Genomic DNA, 16703 nt, shown 5'->3' with positions numbered 1-16703 from the left:
AGAACACACCGTTGACCACGGTGCGGTGATCAGCCCACCGCCCACCCGGGTTCCCGGTCTCCGGCAGCAGCGGGGCTATGCGTTCCCACTGAGCATTCGTCAGTTCATGCCGACGCACCATGACCGACTCCTGCCCGGAACAGCGGTAGATCCACCATGCAGGGCAAGAGCCATCAGACACTGCCTAGCCGCGGCGCCTCGCGCACCGGGTCGACGGCCGGACCGCCGGCCGGACCGGCCGCCACCCGGTGGGCCAGCTCGTCGGCCCACCGGACCAGCCCCGGTACGTCGATGCCGTGCGCGCCCCGCACCCCGGCGAGGGAGGCCGCGCCGCGTCGCAACAGCCGGGCACCGCCCACCGCGTTGCCGCGCGCCGCGTGGGTCAGTCCGACCGCGAGCTGCGCGAGCCCCCGCCACAGCGGGGCCTGTTCCGCCGGGCCCGACTTCCAGGCGTCCTCGAACACCTCGTGCGCGTGGAACGGCATCCCCGCGTCCAGCAACCGCTGCGCCTCGCGCACCGTCGCCTCCGGGGTCCGCACCACGCCCTCGGGCTGCCGCTCGACTCCCGCCGCCCCGTACGGCAGGGGTCGCCCCAGCCCGTCACGGGGCCGCGCGCTGCGCGCCCGTCCCTCACCGTCCCGGTCCCTCGCTCCCGCGTCCACGCCCCCATCCTCCCCCCGGCCCCTCGCCGGTGCGTGCACACCCCCCGACGTGGGGTAATGTTTCCCATGCACCGCCACCCGGGGGAAACCCCAGGTGACAGGGGCACCGGGACGTGGCGCAGCTTGGTAGCGCACTTGACTGGGGGTCAAGGGGTCGCAGGTTCAAATCCTGTCGTCCCGACTAGAGGTTCGCCTCGTAGTCGCAGATCAGGGGCCGTTTCAGAGCAATCTGAAACGGCCCCTTGGTCGTTGTCGGAGACCAGTGGGACCAAGGCGGTCAGAACGGGTCAGACGGCAGTCCGGCCGTTCGGGAGGAACCCGCAACGGCCGTTTCCCGTCTCCTGGGGTGGATGCCGTGTACTGGCCACCCATTCGCCCGGACGGCTCTGAGACGATGGATTCGTCTCACTTTATGGTGTGACGACCAGGTTGAATCGGTGGAGTTGCCGGGGGGCGCTCCACCGCGATCTCACGTGACCAGTGGGGAAGGAAATCGGGACTCATGGGGGAAGCCGGCATCCGGTTCACCGTGCTCGGAGCCGTGCGGGTCGTTCGGGACGGGTGCGCCCTGACCACCGGATCGCCGCAGCAACAGGCCCTGCTGACCGCGCTGCTGCTGCGCGCGGGCCGGGCCACGCCCGCGCACGAACTGCTCGCCTCGATCTGGGGCGAGGAAGCGCCCGATTCGGCCCTGTCGAGCCTGCGCACCCACGCCTGGCGGCTGCGCCAGATCGTGGAGGAGGACCGCTCCGCGCCCAAGGTCCTCGTATCGCTGCGCGACGGCTACCAGCTGCTGGTGCCGCCCCGCTCGGTGGACGCGCTGTACGCCGAGGAGCTCGCGGCCGGGGCCGCGCGCGCCCGGGCGACCGGGCAGGAAGAGGAGTGCGGCAGGCTGCTCGCCGAGGCCCTCGCCCTGTGGAGCGGCGAGCCGCTGGCGGGCGTGCCCGGTCCGTTCGCCGAGCAGCAGCGCTCGCGGTTCTCCGCGCTGCGGCTCGCCCTGGTCGAGGAGCGCTTCGAGCACGACCTCCGCCAGGGGCGGCACGGGCTCGTCATCCCCGACCTCATCGGCTTCACGCACGAACACCCGCTCCAGGAACGGCCGTACGGGTTCCTGATGCGCGCGCTGTACGCGATGGGCCGCCAGGCCGACGCGCTCGCCGCCTTCGGCCGGGCCCGCCGGGTGCTGGCCGACGAACTGGGCATCGACCCCGGTCCCGAACTGAGCGCCCTGCACGAGCGCATCCTCGCGAACGACCCGCTCCTGATGGGCCAGCCGGCCGAGGTCCGGGACCACCCGGCCGATCCCGGCGGACCCGAACCGGAACCGGTGGCCGAGGCGTCCAAGGAGGCGCCCGCACCCACCCGGCCCGCCCAGCTACCCGCCGACATCTCCGACTTCACCGGCCGCCAGGAGCAGGTCCAGGGCCTCTACCGGGCGCTGACCGACCCGGCGCGCCCCTCCCTCGCGGTGGTGTCCGTCACCGGCATGGGCGGGATCGGCAAGAGCACCCTCGCCCTCCAGGTCGCCCACCAGGCCAAACCGGAATTCGGGGGCGGCCAGCTCTACGCCGACCTGCGCGGCAACGGCCTGGAGCCCGCCGACCCGGGGGCCGTCCTGGGCAGCTTCCTGACCGCGCTGGGCATCCCCGGCCACGGGATGCCCGCCTCGACCGAGGACCGGGCGCTGCTCTTCCGCACGACCCTCGACGGACGCCGCATCCTGGTCGTACTGGACAACGCCCGCGACCCCGCGCAGATCCGGCCGCTGCTCCCCGGCTCCGCCGACTGCGGGGTCATCGTCACCAGCCGGGCCGTGCTCGCCGGGCTCTCCACCGCCCTGCAGAGCGACCTCGACGTCTTCGACACCGGCGAGGCGATCGCCCTGCTGCGGGCGATCGTCGGGGCCGGCCGCATCGACGAGGAGCCGGAGGCCGCCGTCGAGCTGGTCGCCCTGTGCGGGCACCTCCCGCTCGCGGTGCGCATCGTGGCGGCGCGGCTCGCGGCCCGGCCCCGCTGGCGGGTGGCGACGATGACCGGCCGCCTCGCCGACGAACGGCTGCGCATCGGCGAGCTGCGCGCCGGTGACCTGGCCGTCGCGGCCGTCTTCGAGCTCGGCTACCGCCAGCTGACCCGCGCCCAGGCACGGGCGTTCCGGCTGCTCGCGCCGGTCACCCGGCAGGGCATCGGAACGGCCGCCGCCGCGGCGACCCTGGGCATGGACGAGTACGACGCCGAGGAGCTGCTGGAGGCGCTGGTCGACGCGGCGATGCTGGAGGCGCCGCGGCCCGGCCACTACCGCTACCACGACCTGGTGCGCTCCTTCGCGCTCCAGCTCGTCGGGCCCGAGCAGCCGGGACCCGACGAGGCGGACGGCGACGACGGGGCGGCGGCGCTGGGGCGGCTCCTCGACTTCCTGTTGGACGGTTCGTGCGCCGCCTTCCAGACGATGGTGCCGGGCGACCCGGTCGGCGCGATCCTCGGCGGCCGGCCCGAGGCGGGGCCGCGCTTCGCCGCGCTCGCCGACGCGCGCGCCTGGGTGACGCAGGAGTTCGACTGCGCCGCCAACGCGGCCGCCCTGGCCGCGCAGGGCCCCGCGGGCGGTGATTCCCGCACCCTGCGGGCCGCGGCCGACCTGCTGGTCGCGATGAGCCCCTTCGGGCAGGACATCCCCTACCTGCAACTGGCCACCGCCGCCCGCAAGGTGGCCGACGCGGCGGCGGCGCGCGGCGACGACCACGCCGAGGCACGGGCGCGCTTCGTGTGCGGCAACGCCGCCCTGCAGTACACCCGGCTGGCCGAGGCCGAGCTGCACACCCGCCTCGCGACCGAGGCCTGTACGCGGGCCGGGGACGAGGTCATCCTGCGGCAGATCCTCAACGACCGCGGGCTGATCGCGCAGTGGCAGCGGCGCTTCACGGACGCGGCGATGTTCTACGACCGGGCGGTGGAGCTCGCCAGGAGGCTGGGACACCGCTCGGGGGAGCTGACCACCGAACTGAACGCGGCCCAGGCCCGGGTGCGCAGCGGCCGCCCCGTCGACGCGGTGGAGGTGTGCGAGGCCGCGCTGGACCGGCTGCGCACCGAGCGGGACCCGCACGTGACCTCGTACGCCTGGTACGTGCACGGCATGGCGCTGCACGAGCTGGGGCGGCACGCCGACGCCGTCGTCAGCTACACCGCCTGCCTGGAGGTGTGCGCGGCGGCCCGGCTGCGGGGACGCGAGACCCAGGCGAGGTTCATGCTCTCGGGCAGCCTGCTGGACCTGGGCCGCTACGACGAGGCCCTCGCGGAGGCCGGGCGGGCCCTGGCGCTGAGCGAGGAGCTGGGCTCCCAACAGCAGCGCGGGCACTGCCTGCTGGCCCTGGCCCGCGCCCTGGCCGAGACCGGGGACACCGCGGGGGCGTCGGCCCGGGCCCAGCAGGCCCGTGACGTCTACGCCCAACTCGGGCTGCCGGACGTGGACCAGGCCGAGGAGCTGGCCCGGTCGTTGGAGCTGGCGACCGCTCCGTGAGCATCGCCGGCCCGTGAACACCATCGGCCCGTGAACGCCGTCGGCCCGTGAGCGCGAGCGGCTCTACGGGCTGATCGGGCTGAACGGGGCGTGCGGCGGGGGCCGCGGATCAGCCCTGGCTGTTCCACTCGGTCGGGGTGACCGGGCCGCCGGCGACGACGGTCACCGCGTGGCCCGGTGCCGGGGCGTCCGAGGGGGAGACCGCCACCGAGAACAGCGCGGCGGCGCAGCCGACGGTGAGGACGATCGCGGTCTTGCGCAGGGCCAGGGTGGTGATGGAGCGCTTCATGGGGTTGCCGTCCGCTTCGTGGATCGATGCCTGCGTATGTAGGGGAGAGCCGGTCACACCGTGTCGGTTCCGGCTGCTCTGGAACAAGAGTGATCCAGGCCGCTCTACGACGGATATATGCGCGATCACCGCTGTCGCGCCCGTTGTCTGCGCGCCCGAGGATCCTCCGTATATGCGCCAGGTGCACCATTCCAACCGTGCGGTGGTCGGCCACTGGGCCGGTGCCTGGCGCCGGACCCACCCGGTCCGTCCGGACCGCGCACCGCACCCCGGCCCCGGCCGACCCGACCCCGCACCGTACTCCCCACAGCTGCCCCCGAACCGCCACACGATGGACCCGGGCCAGCGGAGGTTGCCATGACTGCCCTTCTGTCTCCTTCGACCGCGCACCCCACCTCTGCCGCGCACCCGGCCGACCTCAGCTTCGAACTGCTGGGCGAGGTAAGGGGATGGCGGAACGGCGTCGAACTCCCGCTCGGTGCTCCCCGTCAGCGGGCCCTGCTGGCCGTCCTGTTGCTCCGCGCGGGCTCGCCCGTCGGCCGTGACCACCTGATCGACGGGATCTGGGGCGACACCGCCGTGCTGGACGGCGCCAACCTCGTGCAGGCGTACGTGTCCAAACTGCGCAAGCTCGTCGAGCCCGACCGGGCGCCGCGCACCGCCGGGGGCGTCCTCACCCGGGTCGGCGCCTCCTACCGGCTCTCCATCGGCCCCCAGCAGTGCGACCTGGGGCGCTTCGAGCAGGCCGTGGCCGAGGCCCGGGCGCTGCGGTCCGGCGGCCGACCGGAGGCGGCCGAGCGCACGCTGGCCACCGCCCTGGCCGCCTGGCCCGGTCCCGCGCTCACGGGCGTGAGCGGCCCGCTGCTCGACGTCGAGCGCACCCGGCTCGCGGAGCTGCGCCTGGCGGTCGTCGAGGAGCACACCGAGCTGGCGCTCGAACTCGGCGGCCACGCCCGTCTGGTGCCCCACCTGTTGGTCCTCACTTCCGAACACCCGTACCGCGAACGCCTCTGGGCCCTGCTCATGGTGGCGCTCTACCGGGGCAGCCGTCAGGCCGACGCGCTGGCCGCCTACCAGCGGGCCCGGCACACCCTGATGGAGAACCTAGGGCTGTTGCCCGGACCCGAACTGCGCGGCATCGAGGAGGCGATCCTCGCGCGCCGCCCCGACCCCTTCGCGCGCCTCGCCCCGGCCGCGGCGGCCGGGGAACCGGGCCACACCGGCGCGGCGGCCGCGCCGTTCGGCGCGGGGCCCGAGACCGGCCGCCCCCACCTGACCCTGGTCGGGCCCGCCCCCACCGCCCCCGCCCGCGACCCCTGGGCCGAAGGCGCGGCCCGGCTGGCCCGCTGAGGCCGCCGGCCCGCCCACCCCGTTCTCCCTCCATCCCTCTCTCCCTCTCCCTCCCGACCCCGTCCGTCGCCCCACCGCCGTGCGCCGCGCCCGTGGCCCGCGCACGGCGGTGTTCGCCATGGCCGTAGATCCGTAGATCCGTAGATCCGTGGATCCGTGGATCCGCAAAGACAAGGAAGCGCCACCCCATGACAGTCCAGCCCGAAACGGCCGACACCGCCGACACGGCCCCGCCGGACGGTTCCGGTCCGGCCCCCGGCCCCGGGGCCGCCGTGACACCGGCCGACCCCGGGACCCCCGACCAGGACGCTCCGGCCCCCGCGCGCCCCGCCCGCCGCCGTCGGCTGCGGCGGATCCTCCTGCGCACCGTGGTGGCGTTCACCGCGCTGCTGGTGCTGGCGGTCGCCGGCCTGGCCGGGTACGTGCAGTGGACGGTCCAGCGCTCGCTGCCCCAGCTCGCCGGCAGCACCAGCGTCCCCGGCCTGAAGGGCGAGGCCCGGATCGTGCGGGACGCCTCCGGGATCCCCCAGATCTACGCCGACACCGCGCACGACCTGTTCATGGCCGAGGGCTACGCGCAGGCCCAGGACCGCTTCTGGCAGATGGACACCCAGCGGCACGTCACCGCGGGCCGGCTCGCCGAGATGTTCGGCCCGAGCCAGGTGCAGACCGACAAGGTGGCGCGCACCTTCGGCTGGTACCGGGTGGCCGAGCAGGAGGTGGCCATGCTGTCACCGCAGACGCAGGCGTACCTGAGGGCCTTCTCCGACGGGGTGAACGCCTACCTCGCCCAGAACAAGGGCGCCGAGCTGTCGGTCGAGTACCCGGTGCTCGGATTCGTCTCCGGCGACTACCGGCCCGAGCCGTGGACCCCCGCCGACTCGGTGTCCTGGCTGAAGACCATGGCCTGGAACCTCAACACCGGCATGATCGACCAGTTCCAGCAGGCGATGCTGGCGGCCAAGCTGCCCGCCGGCACGGCCGACGACCTCCACCCGGGCTACGACTTCACGCGCTGGTCGCCGATCGTCCCCGACCGGGCGCCCGCCCCGCCGAACGCTCCCGCGAACGCTCCGGTCACCGCGACCCCGTCCGCCGCGTCGACCCCGTCCGCGGCGCCCGCCGCGCCGTCCGCGCCCGCCGCCGGAGCGGCGCCCGTCGTTCCCGCCGGGGCCTCGACAGCGCTGGCCGACAGCGCCGGGGTGCGCAAGGTGCTGGCCGCCGTCCTCGGCCCGCAGGGCATCGGCATCGGGTCCAACTCCTGGGTGGTGTCCGGCAGTCGCACCACCACCGGCAAGCCGCTGCTGGAGAACGATCCCCACCTGACCCCCTCCCTCCCGGGCATCTGGTACCAGGTCGGCCTGCACTGCAACCGGGTCGGCCCCGAGTGCCCCTACGACGTCACCGGCTTCACCTTCGCGGGGATGCCGGGCGTGGTGATCGGCCACAACGCCGACATCTCCTGGGGCTTCACCGACCTGGGCGCCGCGGACTCGGACCTCTTCGTGGAGAAGGTCAAGGGCTCCAGTTACGAACACCAGGGCGAGCAGAAGCCGTTGGTCGTCCGCCAGGAGCGGATCAAGGTGGCCGGCGCCCCCGCCGTCGACCTGACCGTCCGCTCGACCCTGCACGGCCCGCTCATCTCCGACGTGCTGAAGTCCGCCGACGAAGTGGCCGACGACGGCAAGGAGCCCGACGTACCGCCGCGCGGCCCGCAGGAGGACTACGCGGTCGCGATGCAGTGGACGGCGCTGGACCCGGCCCCCACCATGGACGCCCTCTTCGCCCTGGACCGGGCCAAGAACTGGGACGAGTTCCGCGCGGCCGCCGCGGTCTTCGCCTCGCCCGTGCAGAACATGATCTACGCGGACACGGCCGGGAACATCGGCTACCAGACCCCGGGCCGCATACCCGTCCGCAAGGCGGGCGACAGCCGGCACCCGGTGCCGGGCTGGACCGGGGCCTACGACTGGACCGGCTACCTGCCCTTCGACCAGCTGCCCACCAGCTTCAATCCGCCCGAGGGCTACATCGTCACCGCCAACAACGCGGTGGTCGGCCCCGGTTACCCGCACCTCATCGGCAGCAGCTGGGGCACCGGCTACCGCAGCCAGCGGATCGCCCAGCTGATCGAGCAGGGCGGCAAGCTGGACGTCGCGGCCATGGAGCGGATCACCCAGGACAGCTGGAACGGCAACGCCGCCACCCTGGCGCCGCGGCTGCTCCAGGTCGAGGTGGGCGCGGACGCCAAGTCAGCCCAGGACCTGTTGCGCGGCTGGGACTTCTCCCAGGGCGCCGACTCGGCGCCGGCCGCCTACTTCAACGCGGTCTGGCGCGAGCTGCTGAAGAGCGCCTTCACGGACCGTCTCGCCGAGGCCGGGGTCAAGGGCTACGCCTACCCGGACGGCGGCGGTCGTTGGTTCGACGTGGTGCGCGGCCTGCTCGACCGGCCCGACAGCATCTGGTGGACCAGCGCCACCGACCCGTCCGTGCACGGCCGGGACGCCATGCTGGGCAAGGCGATGGAGGAGGCCGCCAAGGAGCTGCGCGGGCGGCTCGGCGCCGATCCGAAGAAGTGGAAGTGGGGTGCCCTGCACACCCTCACGCTGGAGAACCCGACCCTGGGCGCCGGCGGTCCCGCGCCGCTCCAGTGGCTGCTGAACGCCGACCCGGTCGGCGTGGGCGGCGGCACCGACTCGGTGCTGGCCAACGGCTGGGACCCGCAGAAGGGCTTCGAGGTGATCTGGGTGCCGTCGATGCGGATGGTGGTGGACCTCGCGGACTTCGAGCGCTCCCGCTGGATCAACCTGACCGGTGCGTCGGGCCACGCCGGTGCGGACACCTACACCGACCAGATCGGCCCGTGGGTCAAGGGCGGCAGCCTGCCGTGGCCGTACGGAGCGGCGGCCGTGGAAGCGGCGGCGCGCGATCGCTTGCGCCTCACCCCCGCGGTCGCCCCCTCGTAGGGCGGCGGGATTCAGTAGGGCTTCAGTAGCGATTCAGCAGGGCTTCCGTCGGACTCCGGTCCGGCACACGCGGGCCGTCGGCGGTGTCACCGTCGACGGCCCGTCGTGCGTCAGCGGCCCGTCAGCGCGCGACCGGCGCCCCGCCGGTACCCCGTCACTTCCTCGCCCGTGCCCGGTCGGCGCGCGGTCAGCACACGGCCAGCACATGGCCGGCGCACCGTCAGCAACGGGCCAGCAAGGGTCCAGTGCCCGGCCAGTGCCCGGCCAGTGCCCGGCCAGCGCGCGGTCGGTGCGCGGTCAGGGCGACACCGACCGGGCCGTCAGTGCAGGGCAACCGTGCGGCAGGCGGCGGGCGGAAACATCGGGACCGACAGTCGCCCCGGGCGCCCTGCCGCGGGGCCGGAGATCGGAGAGACATGCGCTGGGAGCAGGTGTACCTGGCAGGCACGGGTGTCTGGCTGGCCGACCGCACGAACGCCGCCGAGGCGGTCGCGACGGGCGCGTACGACGCCGCGGAACACGCCGTGAACCAGATCCATTCGGTCAGCTCGGCCGTGGCCGACGGGCCGGACGACCTGTCGGCACCGGAAATGGCCGTCCGCGCGGCCCGCACCGCGCTGCGCCGTTCCGGCCCGGCCGCGGAGCGGGTCGCCGCCGTGTTCCACAGCTACCTGTGGTTCCAAGGAGCGGAGTTGTGGCCGTCCGCGGCCTACGTCGCGCAGCACGCGGTCGGGTCGGCCGTGCCCGCCTTCGACCTCTTGCAGCAGTGCAACGCGGGCCTGGCCGGGCTGGAGCTGGCCGCCCGCCAGCTGCGCTCGCGCCCGGCCGGCGAGGACGAGGCCGTGCTGCTGACCACGGCCGACCGCTTCGCGCCCCCGGCCTTCGACCGGTGGCGGGCCGAACGGGGCATGGTCTACGGCGACGGCGGCACCGCGCTGGTGCTGACCTCCTCGCCCGAAGCGGCGACCGCCCGCCTGCTGGCCACCGCGACCCGGGTGGACAACTCGCTGGAGGGCCTGGCCCGGGGCGCCGGCTTCCGGTCCGGGCCGCAGGACGAGCCCAGGCCGGTCGACCTGGGGACGCGGGCCGAGGAGTACTTCCGCGCACACCGCAACATGCGGGCGGCGACGCTGCGCACCGCCGAGGTGGCGGCCGACTCGATCCGGGCCGCGCTGGCCGATGCCGACACGCCGATCGAGCGGATCGACCGGGTGGTGCTCAACGCCACCGGACGCCAGCGGCTGACCTGGCAGTTGGAGCACCAACTGGGCATCGAGGAGAAGTACTCCAACTGGGAGTTCTGCCGCGAGGTCGGCCACCTGGGCGCGGGCGACCACTTCGCCGGACTGAACGAACTGCTGGAGACCGGCGAAGTCGGCGCGGGGGAGCGCGTGTTGTTGGTCGGCGGCGGCACCGGCTACAGCTGCACCAGCGCGGTCGTCGAGATCACCGACCCCTCGGGCTGGTCCGCATGAGCGCCACCGCCCTCGGCACGCGAGGCGACGCCACCGAGCCCGCGCCCGTGCCCGTGCCCGCGTCCGACGACGGCACGCTCGTCGTCGACCTGCTCGACGCCGCGGCGGCCGCCCGTCCCGCCGCGAGCGCCGTCCGCGACGCCTCCGGCGCCTGGAGCTACGCCGAACTGGCCGCGGCCAGCCGCACGGTGGCCGCCCGGCTGCGCGACGGGGCCGGCGTCGTACCCGGCGACCGGGTGGTCCTGCGGCTCGGCAACCGGCGGGAGTTCGTCGCGCTGTACTACGGCGTCCTGCGCGCAGGCGCCGTCGCGGTGCCGCTGAACCCGGAGTTGAAGGCCTTCGTGCTGGGCGGGGTGCTGACGGACGCGGCTCCCGCGGTGGTGGTGCTCGACCCGGCCGAGACGGAGCCGGTCCGCGCGGCGGTCGCCGCCTGCGGCGCCCGTACGGTCACGCCCGAGGAACTCCTGCGGGGCCCCGCCCCGGACGCGGGACCCGAGGTGGGGGCGGCCCGCGCGATCGACGGCCGGCCGCCGGTCGACGCGATCGCCCAGCTGATCTACACCTCCGGCAGCACCTCCGCCCCCAAGGGCGTGGTCTGCACCCACCGCCAAGTGGTCTTCGCTGCCCGCGCGATCGCCCACCGGCTCGGCTACGGACCGCGGGACGTCGTGCTCGCCGCGCTGCCGCTCTCCTTCGACTACGGGCTCTACCAACTCCTGCTGGCCGCGATCGGCGGCTCCGAGGTGGTGCTGGCGGACGCCGCCGCGCCGGTCCGCGTCCTGACGCTGCTGCGCACGCACCGGGCCACCGTGGTGCCGGTGGTGCCCTCGCTCGCCGAGATGCTGTGCCGCCTCGCGGCCCGCGGCGCGCCGCCGGAGCACGTCCGCCTCTTCACCAACACCGGCGCCGCACTGGCCGGTTCCACCATCGAGGCGCTGCGCTCCGGCTTCCCGGGTGCGGCCGTGGTGGCGATGTACGGCATCACCGAGTGCAAGCGGGTCACCATCGCCGAACCGGACGTCGACCGGGAACGCCCCGGGTCGGTGGGCCTGCCCCTGGACGGCACCACCGTCGAGGTGCTCGACGGGCGGGGCCGACCCCTGCCGCCGGGCGAGGTCGGCGAGATCGTCGTCGGCGGCCCGCACGTGATGACCGGCTACTGGAACGCGCCCGGACCGACCGCCGGCCGCTACCGCCCGGACCCGCACACCGGGCGTACCCGACTGCACACCGGTGACCACGGCCGGCTGGACGCGGACGGCCACCTCTACATCAGCGGGCGCGTCGACGACCAGTTCAAGCGGCGCGGCGTCCGCATGAGCACCACGGAGATCGAGGCGGCCGCGCTGGACGTGCCCGGCGTACGGGCCGCCGCCGCGCTGCCGCCCCGGGACGGGCTCGACCTGCGCCTGGTCGTCACCGGTGCGGACGGGCTCACCGCCCGCCGGGTGATCGAGGGGCTCGAAGAACGCCTGGAGGCGGCGAAGGTGCCCGCCGACTGCCGGGTCGTCGCCCGGCTGCCCCTCACCCCCAACGGCAAGACCGACCGAAAGGCGCTGGAGAGCGATGCGCACTGACCCACCCGCCACGACCCCACCCACCACGCCCCCCACGACCGACCCCCGCGCCGAGGACGTGCTGGCCGCCGAGCTGGCGCTGCGCTACGGCAGCCCGCTGTACGTGTACGACCTGACCCGGGTCGAGCGGGCCGCGGCGGACCTGCGCGCCGCCCTGCCCGAGCGCTCCCACCTGTACTACTCCCTCAAGGCGAACCCGCACCCCGAGCTGGTCCGCACCCTGCGACTGGCCGGCTGCCGCCCGGAGATCTGCTCCACCGGCGAACTCGCCGCCGCCCTGGCCGCGGGATTCGACGGAGCCGACTGCCTCTACGGCGGCCCGGGCAAGACCGCCGCGGAGCTGGGCGAGGCCCTGGCCGCGGGAGTGCGCACCTTCTCGGTCGAGTCGCCCGCGGACCTGCGCCGGGTCGGCGCCGCCGCCCGCGCCCGGGGCGTGACGGCGCGCTGCCTGCTGCGGATCAACGGTGCGGGCGCGGGAGCGGGCGTCGGTCTGCGGATGACCGGCGGCGCCTCGCAGTTCGGCCACGACATCGCGGACGGTCTGCCCGACATCGCGGAACTCACGGTCGAGGGTACGGAGCTGTGGGGGCTGCACTTCTTCCCGCTGACCAATGCCGTCGATCCGCAGGGGCTGCTCGCGGAGGCCGTCGCCTCGATACGCACCGCCGCCGCGCTGGAGGCCCACTGGGGCCGTCCGCTGCGGATGCTCGACCTCGGCGGCGGCTTCGCCTGCCCGTACGCGGCGCCGGGCGAGCGACCGCTCTACGACGTGGTGCGCGCACCGCTGGAGGCCGCGCTGGACGAGCACCTGCCGGGCTGGCGGGGGCGGTTGGAGCTGGCCTTCGAGTCCGGCCGCTACCTCGTCGGCGACAGCGGACGACTGGTCTGCACCGTCACCGAGGTCAAGGAGAGCCGCGGCACCACCTACGGCGTGCTGGACAGCGGGATCAACCACCTGGGCGGGCTGTCGGGGGTGGGCCGACTGCCCTCGCTGCGCGCCGAACCCCTGCACCTCACCGACCCCGACCCCGACCCGGACGCCGACCCGGCGGTGGCAGGCCCCGTGACCCGCCGGGTGGCCCTGGTGGGGCCGCTGTGCACCCCCGCCGACGTGATCAGCCGGGCCACGGAAGCCGTGGTGCCGCGGCCCGGCGCCCTGCTGGCCGTGCCGAACGTCGGTGCGTACGGCGCCACCGCGAGCCTGCTCGGCTTCCTCGGCCGTCCGGCCCCGGCGGAGATCACCGTCCGGGACGGCCGCGTGGTCAGCGCCGACCGGCTGGCCCTGACCCGCCGGCCGCTGCCCGTCCATGACCGGCCCGACCACCAGAACGACCACGACCAGAGCGACCACGACCAGAGCGACCACGACCAGAACGACCACCACCAGAACGATCACCAGAGTGACCGACGCGACCTCGTCGGTCGCACCGCAAGGAGCTGAACCGCATGACCACACGACCCCGTTGGGACGACCGGTACGAGGACGTCCTGGCCGAGCTGCTGCCGCGGCTCGCCGAGGAGCGGCCGCTGTCCGCCGAGGCCGGGCTGCGCGGCGCCGGGCTGGACTCGATGGCCATCGTCGAGCTGCTGGTGCGGCTGGAGGAGGCCTACCAGGTGTCCATCCCGGACGAGGAGTTGGGCCCGGAGGCCTTCGAGACCGTCGGCAGCCTGTGGGAGGTCGTCTCCGGGCGGCTGGACCCGGCCGTACCGCGCTGACCGGCACGCACACCACCGCTGAGAGAAAGGCTGGCATCCGTGCCGGTATCACTGGACATCGAAATATCAGCACCGGACCTGGTGCTCACCGGGGCCGAGACGGCCGCCACCGCACGGGTCGCCGCACTGCTCCGCGACCGGCCGGAAGGCACCCTGGTCGACGACCCCGCCTGGGTGGACTCGGCCCGTGACCACTGGGAGGAACTGCCGACCCGGCTGCGCCGGGCCCTGCGGGACTTCCGCCGGGCGCCCGGACCCGGTGGCGCCCTGCTCGTGCGCGGGCTGCCGGTCGCCGGGTCCGAGCTCGGCGACACACCGCTGAGCGACGGCTCGGTGCAGCGCACCGCGACCGTACCGGCGTCGGTGCTGATGCTCGTCGCCTGCGGGCTCGGCGACCCCGCCGCCTTCCGGCCCGAGAAGACCGGCGCGCTCGTGCAGGACGTCGTCCCGGTGCCGGGGCGCGAGGAGTTCCAGGGCAACGCGGGCTCGGTGCTGCTCACCTTCCACAACGAGAACGCCTTCCACCCGCACCGGCCGGACTTCGTCATGCTGCTGTGCCTGCGCGCCGACCCGGAGGGGCTGGCCGGACTGCGGACCTCCTGCGTGCGCGAGGTGCTGCCGCTGCTGGACGCGCAGACCCGCTCGGCGCTGCACCGGCCGGAGTTCCGCACCGCGCCGCCGCCGTCCTTCGGCGTCGGCGTCGGCCCCGCCGCACCGCACGCGGTGCTCACCGGGGCGTACGAGGACCCGGACCTGCGCGTGGACATGGCGGCCACCGAACCGCTCACCGAGCGGGCCGCGGCCGCGCTGGCCGAGCTCCAACTCCTCTTCGAACGCACCGCCCGGACCGCCCGGCTGGAGCCCGGCGACCTCGCCGTCGTCGACAACCGGATCACCGTGCACGGGCGCACCGCGTTCAGCCCGCGCTTCGACGGCACCGACCGCTGGCTCCAGCGCACCTTCGTCCTCGCCGACCTGCGCCGCTCGCGCGCCCACCGGGCGGGCGACGGCTACGTGCTGGCCGACCCGACCGGCCCCGCCGCGCACCCCGCCTGATCCACCACCTCCGCAGCCTGGCCGGGGCGGCCCTTCCTGGGCCCCGGCCAGGCTGCGCCGTCACGCCCGCGTGCGGGCGCACCTCCCGACGCCGGTCCGCCGGTCGGCCGGGACACCTGCGTGCCCGTACGCCCGTACGCCGCTGCACCCGTACGCCCGTACGCCCGTACGCCGGCATGCCCCTGCGCCCGTACGTCGATGCCGTGCGCGGCGCTCCCCGCAACCACCGGCAGGCCGCTGTCCCGCGGCCGCCGCCCCACCGGGCCGTTCCCGGCCCGGCCGTCCACCGATCGGAGCCACCCGTGACCACCGCCCTCTCCCCGGCCCCCGCCGCCGGGGCCGTCTGCACCGCTCCCGCCACCGCCCCGGCCCTCGAACCGGCCGTGGACCCGACCCGGGCGCCCGGTGTCGGCGGCCCCAGCCTGGCCGCCGCCCGGCCGGACCCGGCCGATCTGGACCCGCACCGCGCGCTGCGCGCACTGGCGCACTGGCGGGTCGAGGGCCGGGAGGCCGCCCGCTTCCCCTACCGCGCGGTCCTCGGCCACTACCGGGCCGTCGGCAAGAACGAGGTCGGCGCGGAGTTGTTGGGCGCCCTGCGCGCCGTCGCACCCGCCACGCCGGACGGGGCCGCCGCGCGGCTGCTCGCGGACTGGCTGCCGCAGGTGGTGGACGGTGCGCAGGGCGACTACGACAGCTACCTCGGCACTCCGGTCTACGCCTCGCTGGCCGCGTCGGGCTCCGGCTCCGCGGCCGCGTCCCTGTCCGCCTCCGGGGCCGGCGCCCGCACGGAGCAGGTGATCACCGCCCTGCTGGCCGACGTGGTCGCCGTCGAGGCCGCCACGCTGGTCGGAGCCCCGGCCGGGCGGGCCCGTACCCGGGCGGCCCTGCGCGCCCTCACCGCCGCGGCCGGTCTCCCGGCCGGCTGCGCGGACGCCGCCGGGCCGCAGGCGGCGCCGGACGATCCGGCCGAGCTGGTCCGGGCCTGCGCCGACGCGGTCGCGGCGGCGCGGGACGCGGTGCCGGCCGACGTGCTGCGGGCGGTGGAACTGACGCTGACCCCGACCACCCGCTGCCACGACGAGCAGATGTTCATCCGGATCATCCAGGTCTTCGAGGCGGTCTTCGCCGCCGTCGCCCGGTCCATAGGGGCCGCCACCGACGCGGTGGCCACCGGCCGGGCCGACCTGGCCCGGGAGCTGCTGACGGACGCGACGCGGCAGGTCACCGGGACCTCCGCGGTGTTCCGGGTGCTGACCACCATGCCCAAGGACGCCTTCGCGGTGATCCGCGCCAACACCGACGGCCGCAGCGCGGTGCAGTCCATCGCCTACCGGACCGTCGAGCAGTCCTCGCCGGAGCTGCACCGCGCCCTGCTGCGCGGCCCGCTCGCCGAGGAGGAACTCCACTCCACGATGCGGAAGTTGGACGATTCCTGGGGAGCGATGAAGCGGACCCACTGGGGCATCACGATGAAGGTGATCGGCAAGGTGCGCGGCACCGGCGGCACCGCCGGAGCCTCCTACCTCCGCGACGCGGCCGAGGCCCGGCTGTTCCCCGCCCTCGGCCCGGCCGCGCGGCCTTCAGTCGGCGTTCAGTGAGCCGTCAGTGAGTCGCCGGGCACCGGTCACCGCGCCGCCGGCCGGGCGCCGGACCGGCGCCCGGAAGCCGCCGGAAGAACGTCCGCGCCCGGCCAGGGCGGGCCCAGCGCGGGCCCAGCGCGGGCCCAGATCCCGATCAGGGCCGGGCGACAGCATCGAAGACAGAACGGCCGGCCCGTACGGCCAGCACCGCACCGGGCGGTCACACGGGCCCGCCGGCACCAACCCACCCAGCGAAATCGGAGCGCAGTGATGAGCAGCGAGGACAGCACCGTCTACCAGGTCGTCGTCAACGACGAGGAGCAGTACTCGATCTGGCCGGCCGACCGGGAACTGCCGGCCGGGTGGCGCGGCGAGGGTCCGCAGGGCGAGAAGGCCCTGTGCCTGGCCCACATCGACGAGGTGTGGACCGACATGCGGCCGCTGAGCCTGCGCGTGGCCATGGAGCGGCAGGCCGCCGAGGCCGCCGCGCCGGCGACCGCGGGCTGAGCACGCGCCGAGCA

Annotated in this window: 13 protein-coding genes and 1 tRNA gene; 11 read left to right on the top strand and 3 right to left on the bottom strand. The window is 75.0% G+C overall.

Translation table 11 applies throughout. The features are described from left to right. Together ACIQWR_RS37075 and ACIQWR_RS37070 are read right to left on the bottom strand one after the other, a co-directional pair. On the bottom strand, positions 1 to 118 hold a 118-nt coding region (locus tag ACIQWR_RS37075), incomplete at its 3' end, for a transposase (RefSeq protein WP_404019149.1). Between the two features lie 55 nt (positions 119 to 173). Further along, positions 174 to 662, bottom strand: coding sequence for a DUF309 domain-containing protein (locus ACIQWR_RS37070; RefSeq protein ID WP_404019139.1), 489 nt, complete (start codon positions 660 to 662; stop codon positions 174 to 176). Positions 663 to 769: 107 nt separating this feature from the next. Here ACIQWR_RS37070 and ACIQWR_RS37065 point away from each other — a divergent pair. Together ACIQWR_RS37065 and ACIQWR_RS37060 are read left to right on the top strand one after the other, a co-directional pair. After that, positions 770 to 843, top strand: a tRNA-Pro gene (locus ACIQWR_RS37065). Between the two features lie 321 nt (positions 844 to 1164). Continuing rightward, positions 1165 to 4173, top strand: coding sequence for an AfsR/SARP family transcriptional regulator (locus ACIQWR_RS37060; protein WP_404019137.1), 3009 nt, complete (start codon positions 1165 to 1167; stop codon positions 4171 to 4173). Positions 4174 to 4282: 109 nt separating this feature from the next. On the opposite strand, the gene ACIQWR_RS37055 is transcribed toward ACIQWR_RS37060, so the two are convergent. Continuing rightward, the gene (locus tag ACIQWR_RS37055; RefSeq protein WP_404019134.1) at positions 4283 to 4462 is read right to left on the bottom strand and encodes a hypothetical protein; all 180 of its coding nucleotides are present in this window, start codon (positions 4460 to 4462) and stop codon (positions 4283 to 4285) included. A 357-nt stretch (positions 4463 to 4819) separates the two neighbouring features. On the opposite strand from ACIQWR_RS37055, the gene ACIQWR_RS37050 reads away from it, so the two are divergent. From ACIQWR_RS37050 to ACIQWR_RS37010, 9 genes are all read left to right on the top strand, one after another. Beyond that, a complete protein-coding gene (locus ACIQWR_RS37050) occupies positions 4820 to 5812 on the top strand; it encodes a BTAD domain-containing putative transcriptional regulator (RefSeq protein WP_404019131.1) in 993 nt (330 codons plus the stop codon). A 188-nt stretch (positions 5813 to 6000) separates the two neighbouring features. After that, positions 6001 to 8778 carry a penicillin acylase family protein gene (locus tag ACIQWR_RS37045; RefSeq protein WP_404019128.1) on the top strand — a complete coding sequence of 926 codons (2778 nt, stop codon included), beginning with the start codon at positions 6001 to 6003 and terminating at the stop codon, positions 8776 to 8778. Positions 8779 to 9194: 416 nt separating this feature from the next. Further along, positions 9195 to 10253 (top strand): ketoacyl-ACP synthase III family protein, encoded by a 1059-nt coding sequence (locus ACIQWR_RS37040; RefSeq protein ID WP_404019125.1) that lies wholly within the window; start codon positions 9195 to 9197, stop codon positions 10251 to 10253. Continuing rightward, complete coding sequence (locus ACIQWR_RS37035) at positions 10250 to 11830, top strand: class I adenylate-forming enzyme family protein (protein WP_404019122.1); 1581 nt, start codon at positions 10250 to 10252, stop codon at positions 11828 to 11830. Before ACIQWR_RS37040 ends, ACIQWR_RS37035 begins: the two co-directional genes overlap by 4 nt. Next, positions 11820 to 13271, top strand: a complete 1452-nt coding sequence (locus tag ACIQWR_RS37030; RefSeq protein WP_404019119.1) for a type III PLP-dependent enzyme — start codon at positions 11820 to 11822, stop codon at positions 13269 to 13271. Before ACIQWR_RS37035 ends, ACIQWR_RS37030 begins: the two co-directional genes overlap by 11 nt. Before the next feature lie 5 nt (positions 13272 to 13276). After that, positions 13277 to 13546 (top strand): phosphopantetheine-binding protein, encoded by a 270-nt coding sequence (locus tag ACIQWR_RS37025; RefSeq protein ID WP_399256481.1) that lies wholly within the window; start codon positions 13277 to 13279, stop codon positions 13544 to 13546. Between the two features lie 30 nt (positions 13547 to 13576). Beyond that, positions 13577 to 14602: a TauD/TfdA family dioxygenase gene (locus ACIQWR_RS37020; RefSeq protein ID WP_404019145.1), complete on the top strand. Its 1026-nt coding sequence runs from the start codon at positions 13577 to 13579 to the stop codon at positions 14600 to 14602. Positions 14603 to 14904: 302 nt separating this feature from the next. After that, positions 14905 to 16200 carry a hypothetical protein gene (locus tag ACIQWR_RS37015; protein ID WP_404019116.1) on the top strand — a complete coding sequence of 432 codons (1296 nt, stop codon included), beginning with the start codon at positions 14905 to 14907 and terminating at the stop codon, positions 16198 to 16200. 252 nt (positions 16201 to 16452) lie between these two features. Continuing rightward, the gene (locus ACIQWR_RS37010; RefSeq protein ID WP_399256485.1) at positions 16453 to 16689 is read left to right on the top strand and encodes an MbtH family protein; all 237 of its coding nucleotides are present in this window, start codon (positions 16453 to 16455) and stop codon (positions 16687 to 16689) included. The last annotated feature ends 14 nt before the right edge of the window (positions 16690 to 16703 follow it).

Origin of the sequence: Streptomyces sp. NPDC098789 (genome assembly GCF_044759975.1) — a bacterium.
In the GTDB taxonomy this organism is placed as follows: Bacteria; Actinomycetota; Actinomycetes; order Streptomycetales; family Streptomycetaceae; genus Streptomyces.
This window is presented reverse-complemented; position numbering and strand designations above follow the sequence as displayed.

What these genes read in the sequence shown, in the direction of transcription:
- ACIQWR_RS37060 (WP_404019137.1), top strand. Translation starts at nt 1,165, where the DNA reads ATGGGGGAAGCCGGCATCCGGTTCACCGTGCTCGGAGCCGTGCGGGTC.
- ACIQWR_RS37055 (WP_404019134.1), bottom strand. Translation starts at nt 4,462, where the DNA reads ATGAAGCGCTCCATCACCACCCTGGCCCTGCGCAAGACCGCGATCGTC.
- ACIQWR_RS37050 (WP_404019131.1), top strand. Translation starts at nt 4,820, where the DNA reads ATGACTGCCCTTCTGTCTCCTTCGACCGCGCACCCCACCTCTGCCGCG.
- ACIQWR_RS37045 (WP_404019128.1), top strand. Translation starts at nt 6,001, where the DNA reads ATGACAGTCCAGCCCGAAACGGCCGACACCGCCGACACGGCCCCGCCG.
- ACIQWR_RS37040 (WP_404019125.1), top strand. Translation starts at nt 9,195, where the DNA reads ATGCGCTGGGAGCAGGTGTACCTGGCAGGCACGGGTGTCTGGCTGGCC.
- ACIQWR_RS37035 (WP_404019122.1), top strand. Translation starts at nt 10,250, where the DNA reads ATGAGCGCCACCGCCCTCGGCACGCGAGGCGACGCCACCGAGCCCGCG.
- ACIQWR_RS37030 (WP_404019119.1), top strand. Translation starts at nt 11,820, where the DNA reads ATGCGCACTGACCCACCCGCCACGACCCCACCCACCACGCCCCCCACG.
- ACIQWR_RS37025 (WP_399256481.1), top strand. Translation starts at nt 13,277, where the DNA reads ATGACCACACGACCCCGTTGGGACGACCGGTACGAGGACGTCCTGGCC.
- ACIQWR_RS37010 (WP_399256485.1), top strand. Translation starts at nt 16,453, where the DNA reads ATGAGCAGCGAGGACAGCACCGTCTACCAGGTCGTCGTCAACGACGAG.